18 protein-coding genes are annotated in these 18,055 nt (G+C 49.9%); 15 read left to right on the forward strand and 3 right to left on the reverse strand.

Annotation, left to right across the window (positions count from 1 at the left end):
* The first annotated feature begins 25 nt into the window (after positions 1-25).
* The 3 genes from GS398_RS21910 (at position 26) to GS398_RS21920 (ending at position 2,353) form a co-directional block, all read left to right on the forward strand.
* Positions 26-703: a response regulator transcription factor gene (locus GS398_RS21910; RefSeq protein WP_160908977.1), complete on the forward strand. Its 678-nt coding sequence runs from the start codon at positions 26-28 to the stop codon at positions 701-703.
* A 99-nt stretch (positions 704-802) separates the two neighbouring features.
* Positions 803-2,128 (forward strand): sensor histidine kinase, encoded by a 1,326-nt coding sequence (locus GS398_RS21915; protein ID WP_160908978.1) that lies wholly within the window; start codon positions 803-805, stop codon positions 2,126-2,128.
* A gap of 48 nt (positions 2,129-2,176) precedes the next feature.
* Positions 2,177-2,353: a hypothetical protein gene (locus tag GS398_RS21920; protein ID WP_160908979.1), complete on the forward strand. Its 177-nt coding sequence runs from the start codon at positions 2,177-2,179 to the stop codon at positions 2,351-2,353.
* A 100-nt stretch (positions 2,354-2,453) separates the two neighbouring features.
* Here the strand turns inward: GS398_RS21920 and uvrA are convergent, their stop codons facing one another.
* The gene (gene uvrA / locus GS398_RS21925; RefSeq protein ID WP_160908980.1) at positions 2,454-5,255 is read right to left on the reverse strand and encodes an excinuclease ABC subunit UvrA; all 2,802 of its coding nucleotides are present in this window, start codon (positions 5,253-5,255) and stop codon (positions 2,454-2,456) included.
* Positions 5,256-5,508: 253 nt separating this feature from the next.
* Between uvrA and GS398_RS21930 the strand changes: the two genes are divergently transcribed.
* The 8 genes from GS398_RS21930 (at position 5,509) to dtd (ending at position 11,481) form a co-directional block, all read left to right on the forward strand.
* A complete protein-coding gene (locus tag GS398_RS21930; RefSeq protein ID WP_160908981.1) occupies positions 5,509-6,093 on the forward strand; it encodes an RNA polymerase sigma factor in 585 nt (194 codons plus the stop codon).
* 133 nt (positions 6,094-6,226) lie between these two features.
* A complete protein-coding gene (locus tag GS398_RS21935) occupies positions 6,227-6,424 on the forward strand; it encodes a hypothetical protein (RefSeq protein ID WP_160908982.1) in 198 nt (65 codons plus the stop codon).
* A gap of 26 nt (positions 6,425-6,450) precedes the next feature.
* Positions 6,451-7,131 (forward strand): endonuclease III, encoded by a 681-nt coding sequence (gene nth / locus GS398_RS21940; RefSeq protein WP_160908983.1) that lies wholly within the window; start codon positions 6,451-6,453, stop codon positions 7,129-7,131.
* A gap of 120 nt (positions 7,132-7,251) precedes the next feature.
* Positions 7,252-8,478, forward strand: a complete 1,227-nt coding sequence (locus GS398_RS21945; protein WP_160908984.1) for an NADP-dependent isocitrate dehydrogenase — start codon at positions 7,252-7,254, stop codon at positions 8,476-8,478.
* A gap of 125 nt (positions 8,479-8,603) precedes the next feature.
* Positions 8,604-8,963, forward strand: a complete 360-nt coding sequence (locus GS398_RS21950; RefSeq protein WP_160908985.1) for a hypothetical protein — start codon at positions 8,604-8,606, stop codon at positions 8,961-8,963.
* Positions 8,964-9,059: 96 nt separating this feature from the next.
* Positions 9,060-10,040 (forward strand): type I phosphomannose isomerase catalytic subunit, encoded by a 981-nt coding sequence (locus GS398_RS21955; RefSeq protein ID WP_160908986.1) that lies wholly within the window; start codon positions 9,060-9,062, stop codon positions 10,038-10,040.
* A gap of 30 nt (positions 10,041-10,070) precedes the next feature.
* On the forward strand, positions 10,071-10,991 hold the full coding sequence (rsgA, locus tag GS398_RS21960; RefSeq protein ID WP_160908987.1) for a ribosome small subunit-dependent GTPase A: 921 nt from the start codon (positions 10,071-10,073) through the stop codon (positions 10,989-10,991).
* Between the two features lie 37 nt (positions 10,992-11,028).
* Positions 11,029-11,481 (forward strand): D-aminoacyl-tRNA deacylase, encoded by a 453-nt coding sequence (gene dtd, locus GS398_RS21965; RefSeq protein WP_160908988.1) that lies wholly within the window; start codon positions 11,029-11,031, stop codon positions 11,479-11,481.
* A gap of 30 nt (positions 11,482-11,511) precedes the next feature.
* Here dtd and GS398_RS21970 read toward each other — a convergent pair whose 3' ends face one another.
* Positions 11,512-11,802, reverse strand: a complete 291-nt coding sequence (locus GS398_RS21970; RefSeq protein ID WP_160908989.1) for a DciA family protein — start codon at positions 11,800-11,802, stop codon at positions 11,512-11,514.
* A 2-nt stretch (positions 11,803-11,804) separates the two neighbouring features.
* Entirely contained in the window at positions 11,805-12,920 is a 1,116-nt protein-coding gene (gene recF, locus GS398_RS21975; RefSeq protein WP_160908990.1) for a DNA replication/repair protein RecF, read from the reverse strand.
* 118 nt (positions 12,921-13,038) lie between these two features.
* Between recF and GS398_RS21980 the strand changes: the two genes are divergently transcribed.
* From GS398_RS21980 to ribH, 4 genes are all read left to right on the forward strand, one after another.
* Positions 13,039-14,682, forward strand: coding sequence for a M14 family metallopeptidase (locus GS398_RS21980; RefSeq protein ID WP_160908991.1), 1,644 nt, complete (start codon positions 13,039-13,041; stop codon positions 14,680-14,682).
* Positions 14,683-14,725: 43 nt separating this feature from the next.
* The gene (locus GS398_RS21985) at positions 14,726-16,459 is read left to right on the forward strand and encodes a M14 family metallopeptidase (protein WP_160908992.1); all 1,734 of its coding nucleotides are present in this window, start codon (positions 14,726-14,728) and stop codon (positions 16,457-16,459) included.
* Between the two features lie 150 nt (positions 16,460-16,609).
* Positions 16,610-17,284 (forward strand): tetratricopeptide repeat protein, encoded by a 675-nt coding sequence (locus tag GS398_RS21990; protein WP_160908993.1) that lies wholly within the window; start codon positions 16,610-16,612, stop codon positions 17,282-17,284.
* 19 nt (positions 17,285-17,303) lie between these two features.
* Positions 17,304-17,798, forward strand: a complete 495-nt coding sequence (ribH, locus tag GS398_RS21995) for a 6,7-dimethyl-8-ribityllumazine synthase (RefSeq protein WP_160908994.1) — start codon at positions 17,304-17,306, stop codon at positions 17,796-17,798.
* The last annotated feature ends 257 nt before the right edge of the window (positions 17,799-18,055 follow it).

The following is an 18,055-nucleotide window of genomic DNA, read 5'->3' on the forward strand; positions in this document are numbered from 1 at the left end:
TAATAATTCTTTTTTAATTTAGAGGATGAATGTGCTGATCATTGAGGATGAACGAAGCCTTGGCCTGGAGATGGCCGGCTTCCTTGGCAAAGAAGGCTTTGTGGTGGAACACGCCTGGAAAAAACGGACCGCCGAAGAAAAGATCTTCGTCAACAACTTCGACTTCATCCTGCTCGACCTGGGATTACCCGATGGGAATGGTTTCGACCTGCTTAAGATCATCAGGGAGCTGCCGGGAAGAGACGATGCCATCATCGTGCTCACCGCATCGGGCGGGCTCGACGACCGCATCCGCGGGCTGGAAGGCGGTGCAGATGATTATCTTCCGAAACCATTCGCACTCACTGAGTTATTGGCCAGGATGCACGCCATTACCCGCAGGAAACATAAGCTCGAAATGAACAAGGTGAACGTGCACGGGTTTACCGTGGATATCGGCAACCGGACGGTCAACTTCGGCAGCGAGCGGGTGGCACTTACACGAAAGGAGTTTGACATCTTTAACTACCTGGTGCTGAATAAGAACCGGGTCATCCCGCGCGTAAGTCTCACCGAGCATGTATGGGGCGACATCCTCGAGATCAACTCCGATTCAAATTTCGTAGATGTACATGTGAAAAACCTCCGAAAAAAACTCTCCGCACACGCACCTGCCGATTGGTTTGAGACCGTAAGAAGCATCGGTTACCGGATCAATATTTGATAGCTGTCGGCTGGTTACTGATAGTTCCCGGCCATGTTAAGAAATAAAACACGATAACTACACCACCCAAGCCAACAGTCACAAGCTACCAGCTACCCCATGAAGCTCCAGCACAAGCTTACGTTATACAATACGGCCACTAAGATCGCTATCATTACGATCCTGGGGTTGCTGATCATTTTCTTCACCAACCGGGTTTCCCTCAATCACCTGCAGCAGCGCCTCATCGATAAGCGCGATAAGCTGGTGGCCAACCTCTCTGATGAAGAGATCGAAGACCTGCTGAAAAAAGAAGCTTCGTTTACCGACTACAACATCCTGAAGGAGGAGTACATCATCCTCACGCTTACTGTCGAGCACCCGCGCGATGTGCCTGTTTTTACGCAGGAGCTCCGGGAGATCGATCAACAGCAACAGGAGTACCTTATCATTTCAGACGTTTTCGTATACCAGGGCCGGGTTTTTAAGCTCGAGATCGGCGAAACCATGGAAGCCGTAAAACAACTGGAAAGCACCATTCTTTATTTTATGCTGGTCGTACTCATCGCGGCTACCTGTATCAGCCTGTTCGCCGATCTGGCCTTTACGCGGCTGCTCCTTGCTCCTTTTTACTACATCATTGAGCAAAAGCTGAACCGCGTGGACGATCCCATCCATTACAATTACACGCCAACGGCCACTAGCACGGACGATTTTAAGCTCCTCGACTCCAGCATCGGTACGTTGATGAAGAAGCTTTCGAACCTGTTTGCCACGCAAAAGCACTTTATATCGAATATCTCGCACGAGATGCTTACCCCCATCGCCGTACTGCGCACCCGGATGGAAAACCTGCTGAACGATCCCCGGGTTTCTGAGGAAAGCCAGAACAAGATCGCCGCATCGCTGAAAACGCTCGATCGCATGAAATCGGTGGTGAACAGCCTGCTGCTGATCTCGAAGGTGGAAAATAACCAGTTCAACCGCACAGACGAGGTGGCCATCGGGGCCACTATCCGTGAAATTTTCGAGGAGCTGGAAGACCGCATGGAAGTAAGAGCAATTACGCCCGACGTAAAGCTCGATCACCAGTTCCACTTTAGCGGTAACCATGCGCTTATGCATACGCTTTGCCTCAATGTGATAAGTAACGCGATAAAATACAACAAAACGGGCGGCAGTATTTTCGTCACAGATGAGATGACTGACCACGAATACCGCGTCACCATTGCCGATGAAGGCGCAGGCATGGCGCCCGAAGACATCGAAAAAGCGTTCAATCGCTTCGAAAAGCTCGGAACTTCCGGCAAAGACAGTCATGGCCTGGGGCTCGCCATCGCCAAAAGCATCGCCACTTTCCACCAGGCGGGCATCGCCATTTCCTCCGAAAAAAGTATCGGAACAGCCGTTACCCTCTCTTTCCCTGTCGCCGTTTTAACTTCATGAAATCTTCATATACGAGGTTCATATTTGTTAAACAAAACAACAAGAGATATGAAAAAAGCAATTGTAGCGCTCGCATTAATCGGATTAAGTGTTGGAGCATTTGCACAAACCAAACCGGCTAAATCCAAAGCCAAAGCTGCCACCGAGACAAAAACCGCCAAAGCCGATACCACCGTTAAACACACGAAAACGGTAAAGAAAGCTCATACCAAGCCTAAGGCCTGAAACCCCAGCCTCTAATGGGGAGATAGCAAGTTTTAGTTTTTCTGTAGCTAGTTTTAGTGAAAAACCCCGGTGTTAGGTCGGGGTTTTTACTTTTTTACGGCTATCGAAACCGGTCCCTTAAATATTCCCCGGTATACGATCCTTCCTGTTTAACCAGGTCCTCCGGCAACCCCTCGAATACCACGTGCCCGCCGCGGTCGCCGCCTTCCGGACCGATATCGATCACCCAATCCGCACATTTTACCACGTCCATATTATGCTCTATCACCAGGATGGTGTTACCTTGTATGATCAGCGCATCGAAAGACTTCATGAGCTTCTTAATGTCGTGAAAATGAAGACCTGTAGTAGGCTCATCAAAAATGAAAAGCGTTTTACTGCTGTTATTCCCTTTGATAAGGAACGAAGCCAGCTTGATGCGCTGCGCCTCGCCGCCCGAAAGCGTATTTGACGATTGCCCCAGGTGCACATAACCCAACCCCACGTCTACCAGCGGCTGGATCTTGTTCACGATCTTCTGTTCTTTAGCGAAAAACCCCAGGGCTTCATCCACGGTGAGGTCGAGTACTTCCGAAACGTTCTTGTCCTTGTAGGTAATGTCGAGCACATGCTGCTTGAAACGCTTGCCGTCGCATCCCTCGCAAGGCAGGTAGATGTCTGCCATGAATTGCATTTCGATCTTCACTTCACCTTCTCCCTGGCAAACATCGCAGCGGCCGCCTTCTACGTTAAACGAAAACGCGGCAGGCTTTAAGCCGGCGGCTTTGGCTTGCGGTTGCGAAGCGTAGAGGTTACGGATCTCGTCCCACGCCTTCACATAGGTTACCGGGTTAGAGCGCGACGACCGCCCGATCGGGTTCTGGTCTACCAGTTCCACCGCGCTGATCAACTGCGTATCCACTTCCAGCGAATCATAGGCGCCGGTCTGCTCACCCGAGTAATTACCGAGCGCTTTTTGCAGCGCCGGTTGCAGGATACGTTTCACCAGGCTTGTTTTCCCCGAGCCGGAAACACCCGTTACACAGGTAAGCACATTTAGCGGGAACTTTACCGCTACGTTCTTCAGGTTGTTTTCCCGTGCTCCTTTCAGGGCGATAAAGTTCGTCCATTTACGTCGCGATGCCGGGACGGCGATCTCCTCCCTTCCGCCGAGATATTTCCCCGTGAGGCTGTCTTTATCTGCAAGGATCTCGTCATAGGTTCCTGAAAATACCAGGTTTCCGCCATGCGTTCCGGCGGCCGGCCCGATGTCGATCAGGTGATCCGACGCTTTCATGATCTCCTCCTCGTGCTCTACCACCAATACGGTGTTACCCACATTCCGCAGGGATTTAAGCACCTCGATCAGCCGCTGGGTGTCACGCGGATGCAAACCGATACTCGGCTCGTCCAGCACATATACCGATCCCACCAGCGAGCTTCCCAGTGACGTGGCCAGGTTAATGCGTTGTGATTCACCGCCCGAAAGCGTATTGGATAAACGGTTGAGAGTAAGGTAGCTCAATCCTACGTTATTGAGAAAAAGAATGCGGTTGGAGATCTCCATCAGCAGCCTTTTTGCCACGGTGGTATCGTTTTGCGAAAGTTCCAGCCCGCTAAAGAACGCGAGTGCCTGGTCGAGCGGCATGAGCACCAGGTCTGTGATAGACTTGCCGCCTACTTTTACGTACGACGCATCCTGCCGGAGGCGGCTGCCTTTACATTCGGGGCAATTTGTTTTTCCGCGGTAACGCGAAAGCATTACCCGGTACTGGATCTTATAAGTTTGCTCTTCCAAATGTTTGAAGAACTCGTTAAGCCCCGAGAAATATTGGTTCCCATTCCATAGCAGCGCCTTCTGGTCGCCGGTGAGCTGATTATACGCCCGGTGGATCGGGAAGTCGAACTTGACGGCATTTTTCACCATCCGGTCCAGCCATTCGCGCATTTTCTCGCCCCGCCAGGGGGCGATGGCGCCATCATATACAGATTTACTCTTATCGGGGATCACCAGGTCCTCATCGATACCGATCACCTTGCCGTACCCCTCGCAGCGTTTACACGCACCATAGGGATTATTAAAGCTGAAAAAGTTAGGCGAGGGCTCCTCGAAACGCATTCCGTCCAGCTCGAACCGGTCGCAAAATACGTGTACCGCGCCTTCATGGTCGACCATACAGTCGCCCTTACCTTCAAAAAAAGCCGTTTGTACCGAGTCGGCGATCCGGCTGAGTGTTTCCTCCTCCTTATTCACCGAGATGCGGTCGATCACAATGCTCAGCGGGTTATCCGCACCGGTAAGTTTCTTATCCAGCGATTTATCTTCAAGAATATCTTCGATCTTTTTGATGCCGCCATCAATCACCACCCGGTGAAAACCTTTCTGGAGCAATACCGACAGCTCCTCTTTCATCGAGCGGTTATTATGCGGATGCAGCGGGCAAAGTACGGTAACCGCGGAATCCGCTTCCAGCGAAGCGATAAAATTAACGACGTCCGTTACAGTATCTTTTTTTACGATCTTCCCGGAAACGGGCGAAAACGTCTTCCCGATCCGGGAAAACAGTAGTTTCAGGTAATCATAGATCTCGGTAGACGTGCCCACGGTAGACCGCGGGTTACTGGTGATCACTTTCTGCTCGATGGCGATGGCCGGCGCAATGCCCCGGATATAGTCTACATCGGGTTTATTCATGCGGCCCATAAACTGCCGGGCATAGGCCGACAAGCTCTCCACGTACCGCCGCTGGCCTTCGGCATATAACGTATCGAAAGCGATGGATGACTTGCCGGAACCCGACATCCCGGTGATCACTACAAGCTTATTTTTGGGGATCGCTACGTCGATGTTCTTTAGATTATGTACGCGTGCGCCTTTAATGATGATATACTTCGCGGGGTCCTTCTCAGCTTCTTGACTCATAAATGACAAATCTTCTCAACAATTTTTTCGTATACTTGTGTAAAGCACTTTGCTAAATCAGGCACAAAAATACGGCGAATAAGAGTTTATTCAGAATTTTCAGAATTTATTCTTGGTTTTCGGCAAAATATTTGTTTGATTTGAGAAGCACAAAACACACGAACGCTCACATAATTTAGGAGACTGCATATCGGTAAAACTCTACTTTGAGAATTGGGTATTTATTTAAGGGGGAATTTAAAGTAGGAGTCCTATGAAACTTCAAGAAAGAAACGACCAGGAGCTGGTACATTTGTACCTGGCGGGTCACGAGCAGGGTTTGGAAGAGTTGATTCAACGGCACAAATCCAAAATTTACACATCTATTTATTTGCTGGTGAAAGACCAGTACCTGGCAGAAGATATTTTCCAGGATACCTTTATCAAGGTCATTAACACCCTGAAGGCAGGAAAATACAACGAAGAAGGCAAGTTTTTACCCTGGGTGATCCGCATTGCTCATAACCTGGTGATCGACCATTTCCGAAAGGAAAAGCGTACGCCGGTAGTAACCACGGGCGACGGGTACGACATCTTCGAGGTACTGCATTTTTACGACGAAAGTATGGAAGACCGCATGGTACGCGAGCAAACCCACAAGGAGCTTAAGGCCATGATCCACCTGCTTCCGCCTGAGCAAAAAGAGGTGCTGCTGATGCGCCATTATGGCGACCTTAGCTTCAAAGAAATCGCCGACATCACGAATGTAAGCATCAACACCGCACTTGGCAGGATGCGCTACGCGCTGAACAATCTCCGGAAGATGATGCAGACGAAGGAGTTGAGTTTGAAGAATTAACATGAAATTTTAGGGGGTGACGTTATACGTTTACGTAGCACGTTACGCCCTAAAAGATTTTTTCAAAATTTCATCTTCTTTTCACAATAATCATAATACAGCGGCGTTGATTATACAAAACTCTCCCGCGCTTATGATTAAAACTTCTACTCCTGTCACCAATCTTCCTGCTCATGACAACTTTCATCCGGGCAATGCCACTGATGAAAGCCTTGGTGAAGCAGACCAGCAATTCTTCCAGCTTTTAAAGAAAGACCTGAACGAAATTGCAACACAACCCGCAAACAGCACCATCGAGAAACTGCTCAGGTACTCCAGGTCCCTTAAATGATAAGCGGATAAACGTTACTTTTGCATATGCAAAAACGCGAACGTTTTAAAGCTTTCGTTGACTATTTCTCGGAGCATCAGCCAGATGCGGAAACAGAACTTCATTACAGCAACCCGTACGAACTATTGGTTGCTGTAATTCTTTCTGCCCAATGTACCGATAAACGGATCAACCTGGTAACTCCCCGCCTTTTCGAGCGTTTTCCAGATGCCTGGAGCCTCTCGGCGTCTTCGCCGGAAGAGGTTTTTCAATACATCCGCAGCGTAAGCTATCCGAATAACAAAGCCAAACACCTGGTGGGAATGGCCGTTAAACTGGTCGACGAGTTTAAAGGCATAGTACCCTCTGATGTGGACGAACTGCAAAAACTGCCCGGTGTAGGGCGTAAAACGGCTAACGTGATCGCTTCCGTTATCTACGAAGCACCCGCCATGGCCGTAGATACGCATGTTTTCCGCGTAGCCAATCGCCTGGGTCTCACCATCAACGCCAAAACACCCCTGGCCGTGGAACAACAGCTGGTGAAGTACCTGCCCCAGGACACCATCCGCCATGCGCACCACTGGCTGATCCTCCATGGCCGCTATATCTGCCTCGCCAGGAGACCGAAATGCGAGATCTGCCCGATCACCTATATGTGCAGGTATTATGAGAAGGTGGTAAAACCGGGAGTAACTGACCTGGAATTATCACCTGGTAAATATTGAATGGTATTGTTACCGTAAATAAGATTACTTCTCGCTTATTGTTCAGCATACATTGGTCATTATTCATCGTATTTCTTATTTTTGCGCCTCATTAACACGTTAACCCCTTCTTAAACAGACATGAAAAAAATACACGTAGCAAACCCGGTGGTAGAATTGGATGGTGATGAGATGACCAGGATCATCTGGAAGTTTATTAAAGACAAATTGATCCTTCCTTACCTCGACCTCGATATTAAGTATTACGACCTGGGCGTAGAGTACCGCGACGAAACCAATGACCAGGTGACCATCGATGCGGCTAACGCGATCAAGGAATACGGCGTTGGGATCAAATGCGCTACCATCACCCCGGATGAAGAACGTGTAAAAGAATTCAACCTGAAACAAATGTGGAAATCGCCGAACGGCACCATCAGGAACATCCTGGACGGTACCGTTTTCCGCGAGCCCATTGTGATGAGCAACGTACCGCGCCTGGTGCCTAACTGGACTGCACCGATCTGCATCGGCCGTCACGCTTTCGGCGACCAATACCGCGCCACCGATTTCGTAACCAAAGGCAAAGGAAAGCTCACTATTACGTTCACCCCTGAAGACGGCGGAGAAACACAGTCTTTCGAGGTGTTTAACTTCAAAGGCGACGGTGTTGCACTGGCTATGTACAATACCGACGAATCCATCAAAGGCTTTGCCCATGCCTGCTTTAACCAGGCGCTCATGAAAGGCTGGCCGCTTTACCTGTCGACTAAAAACACCATCCTGAAAAAATATGATGGCCGTTTTAAAGACATCTTCGAAGAAATTTACCAAAACGAATACAAAGCTCAATTTGATGCGGCCGGGCTCGTATATGAACACCGCCTGATCGATGACATGGTTGCCTCCGCCCTGAAATGGAACGGGAACTTTGTATGGGCTTGTAAAAACTATGACGGCGACGTACAATCTGATACCGTTGCACAAGGATTCGGCTCCCTTGGCCTGATGACTTCGACCCTGGTTACGCCCGACGGAAAAACCATGGAGGCCGAAGCCGCACACGGAACCGTAACCCGCCACTACCGCGAACACCAGAAAGGCCGCCCGACATCCACCAACCCGATCGCTTCGATCTTTGCATGGACCAGGGGCCTCGAATTCCGCGGCAAGCTCGACGGCAACCAGGAACTGATCGATTTCTGCCATGCCCTCGAGCAGGTTTGTATCGAAACCGTTGAGAGCGGAAAAATGACCAAGGATCTTGCCATTTCCATCAAAGCCAACGTTGAACACGGAACAGATTACCTGTACACCGAAGAGTTCCTCGAAGCGATTGACGAGAACCTGAAAGCGAAACTGGGATAAGCTGCCGGTAGTCAGTGATCAGTTGCCGGGGGATTTTGGAGATTAAAGGATAAGTCCTATATTGAGATCGGCTTAATAATTAACGAGCATCAAACTGATAACTGACCACTGATAACAAAAAAATCATGAAAAAGATCATTCTCTCCATCTCCTTTATCTTCACGTTTGTCATCTGCTTCGCAGCGATCGTTGCGGACCTCACCGGTACCTGGAAAGGTCTCATTAAGTTCGGCGATCAGAAACTTGAGTTAACCTACAAGCTGAAAGCGGAGGGCGAAAAACTGACCGGTTCGATCGTTTCCTCTTACGGCGAGATCCCGCTTACCGATGGTAAAATAGCCGGCAGCGACTTCTCGTATAAGATCGATATCGGCGGTGGCCCGCAAGAGTCGAAAGGAAAATTCATGGGCGATTCTATCCAGATCACCTCCACCTTTGGTGGAAACTCTGTGACCAATACATTTAAAAGAGTGGCAGAAAAATAATGACCGCTACCTGATTATACTTAAAATGCCGGCATCGTCCGGCATTTTTTGTTCCATGAAGGTTTAAATTCTTAATATTGCAACATACTTTTAACCATGGCAGCATTATACCCGTTTAAATTTAAAACGATTTTCAAAGACAAGATCTGGGGCGGCAGTAAGATCAGCACCTACCTGGATAAAGATTTCTCCCCTCTTCCCAACTGTGGCGAAACCTGGGAGATATCGGGTGTAAAGAGTAATGTTTCTGTGATCGCAAACGGAGAGCTTGAAGGCGAATCGCTGGCCGCCGCGCTCGAAAAATACCAGGGTGAACTGGTTGGCGAAAAAGTATATGCACGCTTTGGGAACGAGTTTCCCCTGCTCGTTAAGTTCATCGATGCAAACGATGATCTCTCTATACAGGTACACCCTGATGACGAGCTGGCGAAAAAACGTCACAATAGCTTCGGTAAGACCGAAATGTGGTACGTGATCCAGGCCGACCCGGGCTCAACTCTTATCGCGGGTTTTAACCAGGAAGTGAACGAAGGGATCTACCTGGAAAAACTTAACAGCGGTCACCTCACCGACATCCTGAATAAAGAGGACGTAACCGCCGGCGACGTATTTTTCCTTCCGGCCGGACGTGTCCATACCATCGGGAAAGGCCTGCTGATCGCCGAGATCCAGCAAACCTCGGATATCACTTACCGCATCTATGATTTCGACCGTGTAGACGATAAAGGCAACAAACGCGAGCTCCATACCGAAGAGGCGCTGGCAGCCATCGATTACAAGCTTTACCCCGAGTATAAAACGAACTACTCGCATCGCAAAAATGAAGCGGTACAGGCCGTTACCTGTCAATATTTTACTACCAATGTGCTTGAGTTCGACCGGCCGGCCGAACGTGATTATTCGGCCATCGACTCGTTCGTGATACATGTTTGTGTTGCCGGCGCCTGTACACTGGTGTATGAGGACCATAGCCTGGAAGTAAAGATGGGCGACTGCATCCTCATTCCGGCAACTATCGGGCAGGTAAAGCTCGAAACAACCGCCGGTTTCAAGCTGCTTGAAAGTTATGTGGAATAGCGGCGATGCAGATATAAGAGCGATCAGCTTATGCAGGGGCTGGTAACCAAATCCACAGGAAGCTGGTACCAGGTGCTCACCCGGAACGGCGGCAGGTTCGATTGCCGGATCAAGGGTAAATTCCGGATAAAAGGTATTACCACCACCAACCCGGTTGCGGTGGGCGACGAGGTAGATTTCGAACTCGAGCCCGGACAGCAAACGGGAGTGATCACCCGCCTGCACGACCGCAAGAACTACATCATCCGCAAATCCATCAATCTCTCCAAACAGGGACAGATCATCGCATCGAACCTCGACCAGGCATTCCTCGTGGTTACGCTGGCTTCGCCCCGCACCTCGCTCGGTTTCATCGATCGTTTTTTGGTGACGGCCGAAGCGTATGGAATTCCCGCTTCACTGGTCTTTAACAAGCTGGACCTTTTCAGCGACGAAGGGTTGGAAATCCTGCAGGAATACCAGTTTATCTATGAGCATATTGGTTACTCCTGCTTTTCGGTGTCCGCCCTCGAGGGCACGAATGTAGACCAGGTCCAGGACGCCCTTAAGGACAAGGTCACCCTGTTCTCAGGTCATTCCGGGGTAGGAAAATCCAGCCTTATCAACCAGCTGATGCCCGGTCTCGCACTGCGTACCACCGAGATATCGGAATGGCACGATAAGGGAATGCACACCACCACTTTCGCGGAAATGTACGAGCTTCCCGCCGGCGGCTTCCTGATCGATACGCCCGGGATCCGCGAGCTGGGTATCGTCGACATCAGCCCGCAGGAGCTTGGTCACTTCTTCCCGGAGATGCGCAACCGCATGTCAGGCTGTCGTTTCCATAATTGCCGCCATATTAATGAGCCCGGGTGCGCGATCCTTCAGTCGGTAGAAAGCGGTGAAATAACCTTATCAAGGTACGAAAGCTATTTAAGTATTTATCATGGACAGGATACAAGGGCGTAACGCATTGCGCTGGGCGTATAATATAATGTAACGAAACGTGCGTGCAGTCATTCAACGTGTTAGCGAGGCTTCCGTTATTGTGAACGGACTTGCGACGGGCTCCGTAAAAACAGGCCTGCTTATTTTATTGGGAATTGAAGATGCGGATACCGGAGAGGATGTTTCTTGGCTCGCCCAGAAAATAGTGAACATGCGCATTTTCGGTGACGAAAACGGGCTCATGAACCGCTCGTTAATAGATGTAGAAGGTAACATCCTCCTGGTCTCGCAGTTTACCCTGTTTGCGCAAACAAAAAAGGGAAACCGGCCGTCGTTCATCCGCGCGGCTAAACCGCCGGTAGCGGTCCCCCTTTACGAGGCGATGATACAATCGCTTGAAAGCCTCTCGGGGAAAAAAATCTCAACAGGGATTTTTGGTGCTGATATGAAGGTTAGCCTGGTCAATGACGGGCCGGTAACCATCACCATCGATTCTAAAGCGAAGGAATAGGCCTTTCACGCCTTTAGCCGCAGGAGCGGGTTACATAATTATCACCTCATCAATCACCTTCGATCCCGCAAACTCGTTCATCTTCTCTACGATCTGCGTACGCATCATCAGCAACTCATTTTTTATCACGGATGATTCTACCCGTATGTACAATTTCCGGTCGCGGATGTAGATCAGCTTAGTGCGGTTCGCAATTGCTTTACCGATCATTTCCGGCCATGCGGCGATCAGCGAGGTTTCATCAAACCGGCGTTTTAGCTTATAAACCTGCAGCATCTGGTCGATGGCATCTTTCAGCGACTTATCATTTACACGGCTCATCTTTATCGGGGTTCATCGTGGGAGATACAGCTACCGGCGGCGATGTCGAAAACGGTGACCGGCACATTAATCTCGTCAAAGATACGTTCAATCCGCTGGCGGCTGGTATCTGTGATAAAAATTTGTCCGAAATCGTCCGCCGAAACCATTTGCATAAGCTTGCGGGTCCGCTTATCGTCCAGTTTATCGAAAATATCATCCAGGAGCAGCAGCGGCTTAAATCCTTTCTGGTCGAGCAGGTAACTGTATTGCGCCAGCTTTAATGCGATCAGGAACGACTTCTGCTGTCCCTGCGAACCAAACTTCTTCATGGGCATGCCATGAATGAGGAAAGTAAGGTCATCCCGGTGAATTCCCGCAGTAGTCCTTTCCAAGGCACGGTCGCGTTCTGCGGATCTCTTCAGGAGACCGGCGAAATCCTCGTGCAGCAGCGCCGAATCATAGGTGAGGCCGGCATCTTCCGCTTTCCCGGTAATGTATTCGTAGTGTTTGCGGAACACCGGCCCGAAGGTTTCCATAAATTTCTTGCGCTTTCCGAAGATCCGCTGCCCGGTTTCCACCAACTGGTCATCGTAGATCTCCAGCAGCGAAGGGTCGTAACGGCCGGTTTCTGAGATCTGTTTCAGCAAACTGTTCCGGTTGGCGAGCACTTTATTGTAAAGAATAAGGCCATCGAGGTACCGGTTGTCCGTTTGCGAAATGATGGTATCGATAAACCGCCGCCGCTCCTCGCTGCCTTCCATAATGATGCTGGTATCGTACGGCGAGATCATTACCAGCGGAAACAACCCGATGTGGTCTGCCAACCGCTCGTACTCCTTCTTATTGCGCTTAAACTGCTTCTTCTGGTTCTTTTTCAGCGAGCAGGAGATCTGTTCTTCCTTCTCCGCGCGTTCAAAAATACCCTGTACCATAAAGAACTCTGTTCCTTGCATAATTTGCTGGGTATCTACCGGGTTAAAATAACTTTTGCACAATGCCAGGTAATGGATGGCATCTAGCAGGTTAGTTTTGCCGGCCCCATTATCGCCTGTAAAGGCATTTACCGTAGGCGAAAGCGTAATTTCCGCCTCTGCACAGTTCTTAAAATTAAGGAGAGATAACTTCCGGAGATACATAGGAACACCAAAGTTAACTAATAATGGACAATGAGCGGTGCAATAATTTAAGCACGGAGGCTATTGTTTATTGATCCTTGTCCATTGTTCATTATCTTGTAACCGAAAACCTTACCACATGACATTAAAATTCAACCTGTTTACGCTAGGTATTGGAATCTGCATGGGCTCATCAGCCTTAGCGCAGGATTATAGTACCTATTCGCAATTCAATCAGCGTGTTACCAGTCTCGCAGCCGCGAACTCCTCCATGGTGAACATACAATCGCTCACAAAGACAACCGGTGGCAAAGATATCTGGATGATTACCATCGGAACCGGTAATACCGGCCAGAAGCCAGGCATTGCGATAGTAGGCGGAGTTGAAGGCTCTCATTTGCTCGGCGCTGAGCTTGCGCTGGGATTTGCCGAAAAGCTCGTAAAAGGCGCCGCCACCGATAGTATCAGGGCGCTCCTTGCAAAAACCACCTTCTACGTGTTTCCCAATATGAGCCCCGATGCCGGCGAGCAATATTTCGCCAAACTTCGCTATGCGCGGAACGGCAACGCCCGCAGCACGGATGATGACCGTGACGGGAAAGTGAACGAAGACGGCTTCGAAGACCTCGACGGCGATGGCAGGATCACCTGGATGCGCGTGGAGGACCCTACCGGGAAATACCGGGTGAACCCAGAAGACCCGCGATCGCTGGTCCTGGCAAATCCCGCCAAAGGCGAAACCGGGAAATACCTGCTTTTCAGCGAAGGCATCGACAATGATAAGGATGGCCAGTTTAACGAAGATGGCGAGGGGGGGATCCAGTTCAATAAGAACATGAGCTTCAACTACCCTAACTTTCAACCCGGAGCGGGAGAATTTGCTGTTTCTGAAAACGAGAACAGGGCGCTGCTCGATCGTTTATTTGAGCTATCGAACGTTTTTGCCGTGGTAACCTTTGGTCCGAATAACAACCTGTCGGCACCCGTTGTATTTAGTCCTGCCGGGATCTCGAAAAGGATCATTACCGGGTATTTTGAGCCTGATACAAAGATCAACGCACTGGTATCAGACGTGTACAACAAGCAGACCGGCAGCAGGGATGCACCCAAAACTTCGCCCGGCGGCGGCGACTTCTCACAATGGGCCTATTTTCATTACGGCAGGTTCAGCTTCAGCACCCCGGGCTGGTGGGTACCCAAGTCGAAGCCCGATACTACGGCGAAAGAGAAACCGCTCCTCATCGAGGATGCGGTACCTAACTACCTGCGCTGGGCAAAAAGCCAGGGAATTACCGGCACCTATAAAGAATGGACAAAGATCAATCACCCCGATTTCCCCGGGAAAGTAGTGGAGGTAGGCGGTATCGACCCTTTTGCGCTGATCAATCCTCCCTATAAATTGGTGGATGGCCTGGTAACCAAACATACCGGGTTCCTGGTGGCACTGGCCAAAATGGCGCCGCAACTGGATATCGTAAACATCGAAACGGAAAAAGCGGGAGATAACCTTACCCGCATCACCCTTACCGTAATGAACAAAGGAGCCATTGCCAGCCAGACGAAAGTAGGCGAAAGAAGCTACTGGGTAAAAAAGATCGCCGTTAAAGTAATTACTACCAACTCACAAAACGTGGTCAGCGGTCGTAAAAACCAGGTGCTCGATGCCATAGAAGGTTATGGCAACCAAACGCTTAGCTGGCTGGTACAGGGCAGCGGCAACCTCAGCATCGAAGCTGGCAGCCCTACCACGGGGTCTAAAAAAATTGAAATAACGCTTAAATAGTATCCGGTGATCAGCCTGACGCACTGACTTAAAAGAAAATAAGATGAAGAATTTTTTTATAAAATTAACTTTCACGCTGCTATTGGCAGGCTCATATGCCGCCTATGCCCAGTTACCAGAAAACATCCTGAAGGCCTCGGGAAGCCCGGCTAACCCGAAGGTTCCCATGGCATGGAACAGGTATTATGATTATACCGCTATAACCGACGTCTGCAAAAAACTGGCCGCGGCATACCCCAATCTCGTGAAAGTGGAATCGATGGGAAAGTCCTTCACCGGGAAGGAGATGTGGGTAATGACCATCACCGATTTCAAAACCGGGGATGCCAGCCGCAAACCGGCGATGTATATCGATGGGAACATTCACTCCAACGAGATCCAGGGCAGTGAATTCGCACTGTATACGGCATGGTACCTGGCCGAATCATTTGCGGATACCAAATTCATCCGGGAATTACTGGCCGACAAGACGTTTTACATCGCCCCGACCATTAATCCTGACGCCCGCGATAACTTCATTCACAATCCGAATACGGCAAGCTCTCCCCGCTCAGGCTTGATCCCTATCGATAATGACCGGGACGGCGCCACCAACGAAGACGGGTTTGACGACCTTGACGGCGACGGAAACATCGTATCTATGCGCCGCAAAAACCCGAACGGGAGGTACAGGGCCGACCCGAAAGATCCGCGCCGCATGATCGTGGTCGGTCCCGACGAAAAAGGCGAATACGAGCTCCTCGGCTCTGAAGGCATTGACAACGATGGCGACGGCTTTGTAAACGAAGACGGAGAGGGCGCATACGACCCGAACCGCGATTGGGCCTGGAACTGGCAACCCAACTACATCCAGAACGGTGCCTATAAATACCCGTTCTCCCTGCCGGAAAACCGCGGCATCGCCGATTTCGTGATGAAGCATCCCAACATCGCCGCCGGCCAGTCTTATCACAACAATGGGGGCATGATCCTTCGCGGACCAGGCGCCGAAGAAGACCTGAACACCTATAACGCGCAGGATGTACAGGTATATGACGCCCTCGGCAAAATGGGCGAAGACCTCATTCCCGGCTACCGGTACCTGGTGGTTTACAAAGACCTTTACTCGGTGTTCGGCGGCGAGCTCGACTGGTTTTATGGAGGAAGAGGGATCTACACATTCTCGAATGAGCTCTGGACCTCGTTTTCCCTGTTTAACAAACCCGGCGCTGATAACTCGCCCGATGCTTCCTATTTCTTCGACCGTTACCTGCTATTTAAAGATGCATTTGTGGATTGGAAACCGTATAAACATCCGCAATACGGCGATATCGAGATCGGCGGCTTTAAAAAGAACTATGGCCGTATGCATCCCGGCTTCCTGCTCGAAAGCGATGCACACCGCAACATGGCATTTACGCTGTACCACGCGTTTCACACGCCAAAACTTTCCGTAGACGAGATCAGCGAAAAGAACCTCGGCGGCGGCTTAAGGGAGATCACCGCCGTAATCGCTAACAGTCGCTTAATGCCTACGCACTCCAGCCAGGACCTTAAATACCGCATCGAAGTGCCAGACATCGTGAGCCTTTCCGGCGCCAAAGTAGTGGCAGGAATGGTGGTAACCAACCGCGACATGGGCATCACCGCAGAGCAGAAAGTCGACCCGGCAAATCTTTCCGTGGCAAACATCCCCGGCAACGGCACGGTGACCGTAAGATGGATCGTACAGGGAAGCGGCGCCGTAACGGTATCGGTTGACAGTAAAAAGGGCGGGCAAGCCGTAAGAAAGGGCTGATAGCTATTGGATGGCAACCCTGTTGGCGGTTAATATTTAATTCAACGCAGAACCGGGTAAGACATTAGGTATCAGCCATCAGCTGTATACAAAAAAACTTGCGACTCCCGCCAAAAACCGTATTTTTGCACACTTTAATTTAAAACATAAATGGCTATTAAGCAAAAAGAACTCATTGCTAACAACAAATTAGGTAATACAGGAAGTTTCGTGAAAGAGAATCAGAAAAGCCTTGCAGTAATTGGGGGCGCCATTGTGGCTCTTGTCCTGCTTTATTTCGGGTACCAGAAATACTACCTCGCACCACGCGCGGATAAAGCGGCAAATGAGATGTTCAAAGCAGAGGAGTTTGCAGGAGTAGACTCTTTAAGTGATAAAGCGATTAAAGGCTATGGATCATATCCCGGCTTTGAAAAAATCGCTGAAGAATATTCGAGCACCAAATCGGCAAACCTGGCCAATGTATACCTGGGCGGTCTCTACCTTAAAAAAGGCGAGTTCAAAAAAGCAGTTGAAGCGCTGGGCAACTACAGCAGCACCGGCAGCCCGGTGATCGACCCGTTGGTACTCGGTATGCTCGGCGATGCTTACAGCGAATTACAGGATTACAACAAAGCCATTACTTACTATAAAAAAGCGGCCGAAAAGTCGGGTAATACCTTCACTTCGCCGTTGTTCCTTAAAAAGCTCGGCCTTACTTTCGAGCACGAGAAAGATTACGAATCGGCACTCGATGCGTATAAAAAGATCAGGGAAGAATACCCGAGAAGCACCGAAGCGGCTGTTATCGACGAATACATCGCACGCGCCGAAGCCGCAAAATAGTACCAGCTTTAATTAAGGCATGGCAACCAAAAACCTTTCCGGCTTCTCCACCGCGTCGCTGCCCCCGGCAAAGCCTTTCCGCTTTGGTATCGTGGTGGCGCAATGGAACGCAGAAGTTACAGGCCCGCTTTATAACGGCGCTTATTCATTGCTGCTCGAAAAAGGCGCGGAAGAATCCAACATCACGACGATAGAAGTCCCCGGGAGCTTTGAACTTACGTCAGGAGCCGATATCCTGCTTTCCTCAAAAAATGTCGATGCCGTGATCTGCCTGGGCTGTGTGATCCAGGGTGAAACCCGTCACTTCGATTTCATCTGCAGCGCCGTAGCGCACGGCATCACAGAAGTTTCGGTGAAGCACAATAAACCGGTCATCTTTGGCGTATTAACAACTGATAATTTACAGCAGGCAAAAGACCGTTCCGGCGGCCGCCTGGGCAATAAAGGAGACGAAGCTGCCGCAACCGCTATACAAATGGCTGCATTACAGGCCAGTCTGCAAACTACGGTTTGATATTTGTGTTAACTTAAATATATTTAAACGAAATAAGGAGCAGGTATAAATTCCCCGGACTTCGAGGGGTTCAGGATATACATTGTTTCCGGCTTCAGAAAAAACAAATCGATATGAAACGCATTGCAGCTTGTTTACTGGTACTTTTTGTTGCAGCAACGGTACTTGAGTCTTGCTCTTCGAAACTTTGCCCGGCTTACTCAAGCAATCCGAAATCTCGCCGCAGGTAGCTTGCTCCCGGCTGTTCTCTGTTTATT

Source organism: Hufsiella ginkgonis (genome assembly GCF_009834915.1).
In the GTDB taxonomy this organism is placed as follows: Bacteria; Bacteroidota; Bacteroidia; order Sphingobacteriales; family Sphingobacteriaceae; genus Hufsiella; species Hufsiella ginkgonis.